8 protein-coding genes are annotated in these 10,362 nt (G+C 38.6%); 5 read left to right on the top strand and 3 right to left on the bottom strand.

The window, feature by feature from the left end; translation table 11 throughout:
- Both V7D82_RS12690 and V7D82_RS12685 read right to left on the bottom strand, forming a co-directional pair.
- Positions 1 to 933: GTP cyclohydrolase (locus V7D82_RS12690; protein ID WP_333601343.1), on the bottom strand; the 933-nt coding region annotated here is incomplete at its 3' end.
- Positions 933 to 1,904, bottom strand: coding sequence for a transporter (locus V7D82_RS12685; RefSeq protein ID WP_333601342.1), 972 nt, complete (start codon positions 1,902 to 1,904; stop codon positions 933 to 935). The genes V7D82_RS12685 and V7D82_RS12690, both read right to left, overlap by 1 nt.
- Positions 1,905 to 2,028: 124 nt before the next feature.
- Here V7D82_RS12685 and V7D82_RS12680 point away from each other — a divergent pair, with 124 nt between their 5' ends.
- Genes V7D82_RS12680 through V7D82_RS12660 form a run of 5 tightly spaced genes read left to right on the top strand, consistent with a single transcriptional unit; the run spans position 2,029 to position 8,228 of the window.
- Positions 2,029 to 2,277, top strand: a complete 249-nt coding sequence (locus V7D82_RS12680) for a DUF4834 domain-containing protein (protein ID WP_333601341.1) — start codon at positions 2,029 to 2,031, stop codon at positions 2,275 to 2,277.
- Positions 2,278 to 2,306: 29 nt separating this feature from the next.
- Positions 2,307 to 4,790, top strand: a complete 2,484-nt coding sequence (locus V7D82_RS12675) for a YfhO family protein (protein ID WP_333601340.1) — start codon at positions 2,307 to 2,309, stop codon at positions 4,788 to 4,790.
- The gene (locus tag V7D82_RS12670; protein WP_333601339.1) at positions 4,791 to 6,083 is read left to right on the top strand and encodes a glycosyltransferase family 4 protein; all 1,293 of its coding nucleotides are present in this window, start codon (positions 4,791 to 4,793) and stop codon (positions 6,081 to 6,083) included.
- A complete protein-coding gene (locus V7D82_RS12665; RefSeq protein WP_333601338.1) occupies positions 6,080 to 6,706 on the top strand; it encodes a hypothetical protein in 627 nt (208 codons plus the stop codon). The genes V7D82_RS12670 and V7D82_RS12665 overlap by 4 nt, the downstream gene beginning before the upstream one ends.
- Positions 6,707 to 6,758: 52 nt before the next feature.
- On the top strand, positions 6,759 to 8,228 hold the full coding sequence (locus tag V7D82_RS12660) for a lipopolysaccharide biosynthesis protein (protein WP_333601337.1): 1,470 nt from the start codon (positions 6,759 to 6,761) through the stop codon (positions 8,226 to 8,228).
- 314 nt (positions 8,229 to 8,542) lie between these two features.
- Here the strand turns inward: V7D82_RS12660 and V7D82_RS12655 are convergent.
- Positions 8,543 to 10,362, bottom strand: a 1,820-nt coding sequence (locus V7D82_RS12655) for a T9SS type A sorting domain-containing protein (protein WP_333601336.1), incomplete at its 5' end; no start/stop codon positions are given.

Raw genomic sequence — 10,362 nt, 5'->3', positions numbered from 1 at the left:
CGGATCGATGCCTATTAAATAGAATAACACATCCTTGCTTTCTTTTTTGGCTTTAAGCAAATGATAAAATCCGAAAGGAAACAACTTCCCTTTTGCCTTTTGCAAAGCTTCTGAAAAACTTGGCATTACTATACTAAACGCTACAATGTTTTGATCTTTATCTTCAACAAACTTGATGTATTCCGGATTGATGAAACTGATGTATTTCTTTTTGAAGTATTCCTTCTGCACATCGGTTATGGCTACAAAAGAGGAAAGATCGGCATAACTCGAATTGAACAAATCGAACATTTTGTCCACATAAGGCATGATGTCTTTGGTGTTGGTGAAATTGAGCGCGGTAAGCTGGTATCTTCTTTTTACCAATTCATTTGGCTTAACAAAAAACTCGGTCTTAACATTTGAAAAAGGAAATTTATTCTCGAGATATTCTTTTTCTTTCACATAACCCAACTGCTCTAAATGCGTCTTGTAATACGGAAAGTTGTACCAAGTAATCATCGAACCAATTTCATCAAAGCCTTCGGTAAGCACGCCTACTTTATCCAAATTTGAAAAACCCATCGGCCCTTCCACATACTCCAGGTTATTATTCCGGCCAAATTCATATACTTTTTCGAGCAAGGCTTTGGTTACTTCAACATCATCAATAACATCCCACCAACCAAAACGCACTTTCTTCTTTTGCTGGTCGTTTACTTCACTCCAATTGATAATGGCAGCAATTCTACCAACAATTTTAGTATCGCGATACGCTAAATAGAAATGAGCATCAGCCGTGGCAAAGGCAGGGTTTTTAGTTTTATCAAAGGTTTCCAGTTCATCATTGATTAATGGCGGAACCCAGTACGGATGGTTTTTATATAAGGCAAACGGAAATTGTACAAACTCTTTTAATAACTTCTTGTTATCGGCTTCAACTATGGTAATCATTATTTGGTTTTTTCTAATTCTACTTCGTCTTTTCGCTTTTTGCCTTTATCTTTTTTGGATTTTTTGTCCTTTTTATCCTTATCGTCTTTTTTGTTTTTTACGCGTTTGTAATTCGTTTCATAATTACTGTCAAAACGCCACGAAGCACCAATGTTAGCATAAGCTATCGCCGGTGTTTCTTTTACATTTTTACTCACAGAAGCATCCAATTGAATGTTCTCGCGAACTAAATAAGCCGCTCCCAATCGGAAAACCGTATCGGCATAATAATCGCTTTTATAGCCTTGAAACTCCAACATTCCGGACCAACGCATATTGAAACCTCTGGTCATTGTAGCGATAACACCATAACTTGGGTATTTGGTGGAGATTTTATCCGCAATAATATTGGTCACAAAAACCCAGTGTTTTCCAAATTGATTTTGCGTAATCACCATCACTTTCGGACTGAATTTGGAATCGCCTTTGAACGTAAACGGATTGGTTCCCAGTTGCAAATTAAAACCGCCATAAACCGCCACGGCCGGAATAAAATCGTTCCATTTGAATTTGTGATTGGCTTTCCAACTGTAGACATTAGGTTTATCATTCTGTTTCAGATACGGATCATATACCAAATATTTAGCGCCAAGCGTAAGCTGTTTGAAACCACCGCGAGTATCACTAACCAAGGGCGCCTGATACCAATCGTACTGATATTGTGTATTTAAATCAAACTCAAACTGATCAAAAAAAGCACCATACCGTACATCCAATTCGGTTCCGAAACCATTGGCTTCGTAACGCAGTAAATCGTGCTTTTCTTTGATGCCATAGAAGCCCCCTTCTGCCTGAATCACTGTCTTCCCCACCGAAAAGGCCGACATGGATTCTCCCGGCCGGTTCGAATTGATAATGTCGGTATATTGTGCATATTGGGAAGCCGAAATCATCAGAAAACAAGCGACGAATATTCTTTTTAGAGTCATCATAAGTTGAGAAATTTAAGCGTTGAAACTTAGTGTTTCAAAAGTAGCATTTTTTATTATTTATTTAAGAAGTCAAACCGAAATTTAAATTCAGGAATTTAGTATTTTTGACAAAAATTATTTAGCAATGGAAACTGCATCTCTTACCGGATTAATAGAAGACCTATTTTACATATTGGTTTTTTATTATGTTTTCAAGTTTTTAGCACGATTGTTTTTACCTGTATTGGCCAAAAAGGTTGTCGAAAAAGCTTCGGAACAATTCCAACAACATCAAAATTACCAACAACAAAACCATACACAATCAACCGCTGCCGAAAAACCAAAAGAGAAAAAAATCGTTGGCGAATATGTTGATTTTGAAGAAATTGAATAGCAACTAAACATCCCTATCCAACCAAATAAATGAAGCAACTTCAAAAGTTTTATCCGCATTTCTTAGCCCTTATTGGTTTCATCACCATTTCCATAGTTTATTTTTATCCGGTTTTGCAAGGCAAAAAAATCTTCCAGTCCGATATCGTACAATACACTGGTATGGCCAAAGAGCAAAACGATTTTCGTGCCGAATACCATACCGAACCTTATTGGACCAATTCCGCTTTTGGTGGCATGCCAACCTATCAACTAGGCGCTAATTATCCGCACGATTATATCGGAAAACTGGATGATCTATTGCGTTTTCTGCCCAGACCGGCCGATTATTTATTCCTGTATTTCTTAGGGTTCTATGGATTGTTGTTAGTCTTCAGAGTAGATCCGTTAAAGGCCTTCTTCGGAGCGCTGGCGTTTGGATTTTCCACTTACCTTATTGTAATTCTGGGCGTTGGACATAACGCCAAAGCACACGCTATTGCATACATGCCATTGGTGGTTGCCGGGTTTATTCTGGTTTTCCGGAAAAAATATTTGCACGGAGGCATACTAACCATGTTAGCGGTGGCTTTGGAAATCAATGCCAATCACTTTCAGATGACGTATTATTTGTTATTCCTTTTGATGGTGCTCGGCATTTATTTACTGTACAAACTTTTTCAGGAAAAAGACCTGAAATCATTGCCAAAAATTGCCGGAACATTTGCCGTAGCCGTTGCTTTAGCTGTGGGTGTCAATGCTACCAGTTTGATGGCTACTAAAGAATATACAGATTCCAGTATTCGTGGCAAAAGCGAACTGACCTTCAACGCTGATGGCTCTAAAAACAATACAACAGCCTCCATGTCAAACGACTATATTACGGAATACAGTTATGGCATTGGCGAAAGTTTAGACCTAATTGCTCCCCGACTTTTTGGTGGTTCCAATGTGGAAAACGTGGGGAAAGACAGTAAATTATACGAATTCATTATCAACCAAGGCGGTTCGGAAGAAGAAGCCAGTCAGTTTGCCGAATCAGCACCAACTTATTGGGGAGACCAGCCTATTGTAGCCGCACCGGCTTATATTGGCGCTATCGTTTTCTTCCTGTGCGTGCTGGCTTTGTATCATGATAAACGCAAAATAAAATATGCTTTCGTAGCGGGAGCTTTGCTTTCCTTATTGCTTTCCTGGGGAAAAAATTTCTCAGGCCTGACCAATTTCTTTATCGAATATGTGCCGCTATACGACAAGTTCAGAGCGGTTTCTTCGATACAGGTTATCTTGGAATTGTGCATTCCGGTGCTAGCGATTATGGGATTGCAATCGTTTTTTAAAGACACCGAAAATCAGAAGAAATCGTTGCTATACACCGCAGCTACTTCTATTGGTCTAATCGTTGTTTTGTTTTTAGCGAAAAGCATGTTCTCCTTCTCTACCGAAAACGATGGCTACTACATTCAAGCTTATGGCAAAGAAATGGGCACTGCCTTTGTGCAGGCTTTAAAAGCTGACCGAGCCAGTTTATTCATGGCGGATTTGCTGCGTTCCGGATTTTTTATGGCAGTGGCTTTTGGCGCTTTGTGGTTTTATCTGAAAGGAAAATTGGCACAAAACACCGCTATTATCCTCGTGGGGATTTTCATGGTAGGCGATTTATTCTTTGTCGATAAAAACTATGTAAGCAACAATCCGAAACAATTCAAAAGTGCGCGCGAAGTGGATCAACCGTTTGAACCAACTCCGGCTGACGAAGAAATCCTAAAAGACAAATCGGTTTACAGAGTCTATGAGTTGCAAGGCAGATTGCAAGGTAGAACTTCGTATTTCCACAAATCTGTTGGCGGATACAGCGCTGTGCGTCCGAGACGTTACGACCAATTGTTTGATTACCAAATTGACAAAAAATTAGCCGATTTGGGCAGTAACATTGATCCAAAAACACTGTCATTAACCAAAAACATTCCGGTGCTTGATGCTTTGAACATCAAATATTTATTAGTAGAAGTGAAAGACGGACAAAGTGTGCCAATCACGAATCCGTTTGCCAATGGCAATGCCTGGTTTGTTTCTGAACTGAGAAAAGTAAATTCTGCTGATGAAGAAATGAAAGCCTTAGACAAATTAGACACTAAAAATATAGCGGTTTTTAATCCCGGTCCATTCATAAAAACCAAGGTTAATAAGGCATTTGTAAAAGACAGCACAGCTACCATTCAATTAAAGGTTTACAAACCAAATCATATAGAATATACTTCCAATAATGCAAATGACGGTTTCGCAGTCTTTTCTGAAACCTATTACAAAGACGGATGGAAAGCTACTATTGACGGAAAAGAAGAAGAAATTTTCAGAACCGATTATGTTCTAAGAGGCTTATACATTCCGAAAGGCAAACACACCATTGAATTCAACTTTGAACCACAAGTGGTAAAAACCGGAAGTTCCATTGCCTTGTTCAGTTCTATTGGAATGTTGTTAGTCATACTTGGCGGTGTGTATGTTGACCAAAAGAAAAAGAAGCAAGCGTAAATGACCGAACCCAAAAAACTGCTAATCATCACGTATTATTGGCCGCCAGCCGGTGGACCGGGAGTACAACGTTGGTTAAAGTTTGTCAAGTACTTGCCAGATTTCCATGTGCAACCGATAGTTTACATTCCGGAGAATCCGACTTATCCCATTATTGATACTGGTTTGGCCAGCGAAGTTTCGGAGCAAGCGATTATACTAAAAAACAAGATTACCGAACCTTATGGTTTTGCTGCCTTTTTTTCGAAAAACAAAACCAAAAAAATCAGCTCCGGCATTATTCCGAATCAGAAGAAGCAATCTTTTTTAGAAAAGACGTTGCTTTGGGTTCGCGGAAACATCTTCATTCCCGATGCGCGTTTTCTTTGGGTAAAACCTTCGGTAAACTATTTAAAAAAATACATCGAAGAAAACAACATAGATACTATTGTTACTTCGGGACCGCCACACAGTCTGCATTTAATTGGCTTGCAATTGAAAAAGGAATTGAACGTAAAATGGTTTGCCGATTTCCGTGATCCCTGGACAACCATTGGCTATCACAAAGCGTTGAAACTTTCTGCTTACGCCGAAAAAAAACACAAAACCTTAGAGAGAGAAGTCCTGAATACTGCCGATACCATTATCGTTACCAGCAAAACCACCAAAACCGAATTTGAAGCGATTACTGCCCAACCAATTGAAGTGATTACCAATGGGTATGATGTGGAAAAAGTTGACAAACAGCCTTTGGATGAAAAATTCACTTTAGCACACATCGGTTCCTTTTTATCCGAAAGAAATCCGAGAATCTTGTGGAAAGCTTTGCAGGAATTAATCAAAGAAAACGCAGCTTTCAAAAATGATTTCTGCCTGAAATTGATGGGCGCCACCAGTCAGGAAGTGTTGGATACGATTTCGGAATTTAAACTTAACCATTACGTTGAAAATCTGGGATACGTTTCGCATCAGGAAGCCGTGGCACACCAACGCAAATCACAGGTTTTGTTACTAATAGAAATCGATTCCGAAGACACCAAAAGCATCATTCCGGGCAAACTGTTTGAATACATGGTTTCCGAAAGACCCATTATTGCAATTGGTCCCGAAGGCTCTGATTTTGCTGAAATTATCACTTCTACCAACACCGGTGTTTTCTTTACGTATGATGAAAAAGAAAAGCTAAAAGCATTACTTTTAAAATACTATCAGGAATACCAAAATCAAAACCTGAAAGCGCATGCCGTTGGCTTGCAACAGTATTCCAGAAAAAGTTTGACAGAGCAGTTATCGAAACTTATTTTCAGCAAATGAAAAAATGGTTCCTTATCATAATCGTAGTTACAGCAACCTTTGCCAATGCCCAAACCGTAAAAATCGGAATCGATATTCCGGTGAAAAATGTATTCGAAAAAGCCATACTTCATTTTAACGATGGTACTTCGGTGGAAGGCATTGGAAAATTGAAAGCTGTTTTTACTTCGAAAGAAGAAGTCATTGTTTTTAAAATTGAAGAAAAAGACAAAGACGAAACCTGGACCGTGAAAGATGTTACCGGAATAACCATCATCAAAGAAGGGGAAATTGTTCATTACGAGTACCTCAAAGTATCGAAATACAGTTTCTCTGAATTGTATGAAGTAGTCACCGAAGGCTCGGTGAAGCTATACCGAAAAAGAAGTAAATACTATGCTACTGATATGGATCGCGCTGGGCATACTGACATTCCTTCCAACAAAGCAATTGAAAAAACAACGTACTACCTAAAAAGGGAAAACGAAGAATATCCGACAAAGGTTAAGGACAACTATATAAAATCAGTAGCCGATTATATGAAAGATTGTGATGTAATGGTTGAAAAAATAAAGAACCACGAATACAATTTGAGCGAGCTTAAAGATTTAGTGGATTATTATAATGCCAACTGCGGAGACTAAATTCTTAACTAAAAACTACTAACTTCGTAAATCTTAATTTACAATTCAAAACATGGGAATCGTCCAAAGCCAATCGATTAAAAACACCATCATCACTTTCCTTGGATTTGGAATTGGCGCCGTGAATGCCTTGTTTTTATACACCAGCTTTCTTGGGAAACTGCATTACGGAATTGTGGCTACGGTACTTTCGGGCGCTAATATCATGATGCCGTTGATGGCGTTTGGCGCACAGAATACCTTAATCCGATTTTTTTCTGCTTATAAAAACCAAAAAGAACGCGATGAGTTTCTGACTTTTATGTTGGTGCTGCCCTTGGCTTTAATCATTCCGCTGGGATTGGGATTTTACTTTTTCTACGAACCTATTTCACAAAGCTGGATACAGGAAAACCCAACATTGAAACCTTTCTTTTGGCTGATTCCGGTGATTGGTTTGTTTATGGCGTATTTCGAAGTGTTTTATGCCTGGGCCAAAGTGCATATGAAATCGGTGGCGGGAAATTTCATCAGCGAAGTCTTAGTACGATTAGTGGTGATGCTTTTATTGATTGCCGTTCATTATAATTGGATGGCCAAAGATACTTTTGTGTATTGTTTGGCATTGGCATATTTGGCACAATTAATTGGCATGAAACTCTATGCGATTTCGGTAAAAATACCGGTTTTGCGATTTGTCATTCCCAAAAACATCAAAGAAATTATCCAATATTCGTTTTTCATCATCGTGTCCGGTGGTGTAGCTGTAATGCTGGTTGATTTCGACAAAGTGATGATTCCCCAATACAAAAAAGTGGATCAGAATGCCCTTTATGCGGTGGCGATTTTCATCTCTACCGTTATTGCCGTGCCCAGTCGTGCCATGACGCAAATCATAGCGCCCATCACCGCCCGACTCATGGTAGAAAACAAACACGACGAACTCAACGAATTGTATAAAAAAAGCGCCATCAACCTGCAAGTGATTGGTGGTTTTATCATGATCCTGATTTTTGTCAACATCAAAGAAATGTACCATCTGATTCCGAAAGATTACAGTGGCGGGATAGTCGTGGTGTTTCTTATTGGATTGTCCAAGTTTTACGATGTGTTATTGGGCAACAACAATTCAATTATTGTCAATACAAAATATTACCGAACGGTTTTATTGTTTGGAGTGTTCACTGTAGTCTTAATGATTGTCCTGAATATGATTTTCATTCCGCTTTATGGCATTGAAGGTTCAGCCTTTGCCACTTTGGTTACGGTGATGATTTACAATACCATCAAACTCTTTTTTGTGGTAAACAAAATGGATTTGTATCCGTTTACTACTAAAACGCTGCATTCGTTAGGCATCTTAGTGGTTTGCTTTTTGGTGTTCTATTTTTGGGATTTTCCGTTTCACACGATTATCAACATTGGCCTGAAATCAATCTTACTTTCTTTGTTGTATTTGGTGCTGATTTATAAAGCCCAACTTTCGGAAGAGATTAATAATGTGATTGAAAAAGGATTAAAAATCATTAGCATACTAAAATAAAAAACCACCTCAGTGGAGATGGTTTTTCAAAAGTGTTTGATCTTTGTTTTTGACGTATTATCTTTACTAAACTTAGTGTCTTTTTCTAAATCCTTTCAGATTGCCTTATAAAAGTATTTTATTATTTCAATAGTGAATCATTAAACCGACAAAACACTATAAAACTCGTTGAAGTATCTTTTTTGCCTTGATTTATATGGAATTAATCAGTAATCCAATGAGTGAAAGTTCTTTATAAGGCATTTGCATTTTAATCCTAACAAATAAAAAAGCCCATCTTTTCAGATGGGCTTTTTCTATTACTAACTATATTATTAGTTTGAGATAATCAATGATTTAGTATAAACCGTTGTATCAGTATTTAATTTCAGGATATAAACTCCTGTTTTCATTCCTGATGCATTCAGGTTAACGATGTACTTCTCTCCTGCCAAAGCATTACCGGAGTAAACAGTGTTAATCAATTGGCCATTCATATTGTAGATTGTAATGCTAACATTAGAATCATTTTCTAAGTCAAATTCGATAGTCGCATTTTCTTTTACCGGGTTTGGATAAACTACTACACTTCCTCTAAACTCGTTGCTTGTACTGTCTGCATTTGCAATTTGTTTAGCTTTAGATGCAGTCTTAACTTCACAAGGACACGCTAAGTAGCCTAAGTTACTCGTTCCGTTATCGTAATTTCTATTGATTCTATCCAAAGCATCATTCACTTGAGCAGCCGTATATGGCGAAGCACCACCACCTAAAATAGTATTAGCCACAGCCAATACTTGGCTTACAGTCATCCCTGCAAAAGTTCCTGAACTGATAACCAAACTACCTAATGCTGTAGTTGATGGAGAGAAATTAGCATTGTTGTCAAATCCTAAAGATAATGTCAAGGCTACTGCTTGTCCTGCCAACACATTACTGTAAGTACTTGAGGTTGGATTAACCAAAGTACCGGCATTCAAAGCTCTTGGCGTTGTACCAGATGGCAAGAAATTATGTATTGCGGCTGCAGAAGAGAATCTTAAGAAATTGGATCCCGAACCTACTTTCAATCCCATTGGGAAGGCAGCTACAAAGTTATTGCTTAAATAACATCCCCAGTTATTTCCATTACAAGTAGCTCCGTAGCCCCCTTGTGTTATTGTGGTGAAACCTGTACAGGCTAATAATTTTATAGAAACAATACCTGAAACTGTACATCCTTTAGCATCTTTAACTGTAACGGTATAAGTTCCTACTTGCAAACTAGCCGTTTGAGTTGTCTGAACCGGAGTTGAATTCCAACTGTAAGTGTATGGAGCCGTACCACCAGTAACCGTAACTTTTGCCGTGCCAAAACCATCATAACAAGTAACATTTGAAGTAACAAATGATAACGCTAATGCCTGTGGTTGTGTAATAGTAGCAGATACAGTAGTTGTACATCCGTGAGCATCCGTAATCAATGCTGTATACGAACCTGCAGCTAAGCCAGTCACTGTAAAGTTAGTACTTCCCGTTGACCATAAAATGGTGTATGGAGCAGTTCCGCCAATTGCTGTTGCTGTAACACTTCCGTTGCTATCTCCATTACATGTTACATTGGTAATCACTTTTGAAGAAGTTAAAACATTAGGTTGGGTTACTGTAGCAGATACATTAGTTGAACATCCTTTGCTGTCCGTTACAACTGCTGTATAAGTACCCGCTGATAAATTTGAAATCGTAAAGTCGGTACTTCCTGTTGACCATAAAATAGTGTAAGGAGCAGTTCCGCCACTAACAGAAGTTATTACCATTCCATTAGTACCACCATTACAAGCAATATTAGTAATCTTTTTAACTACAATTATTTCAGTTGGTGCTGCATTAATGGTCGTTTGAGCCTGAGCTGAACATCCTTTTGCATCCGTTACTGAATACGTGTATGTTCCTGCTGTAAGTCCTGCCGTAGCCGGGTTGTTCACTGCATAAGTATATGGAGCCGTCCCACCAGTTGTGCTTAAGGCTACTGAGCCTGTACCACCAAAACAATTGATTTGTGTCGGAGTGGCACTCAGTACCACTTGTGATGGTGCTGCATTGATGGTCGTTTGAGCCTCGGCTGAACATCCTTTTGCGTCCGTTACTGAGTATGAGTATGTTCCTGCTGTAAGTC

The sequence above is a fragment of the Flavobacterium sp. genome (assembly GCF_036741995.1).
Taxonomy (GTDB): Bacteria; Bacteroidota; Bacteroidia; order Flavobacteriales; family Flavobacteriaceae; genus Flavobacterium.
The sequence above is the reverse complement of the archived record's forward strand: the minus strand, read 5'-3'. Positions and strand labels throughout refer to the sequence as shown.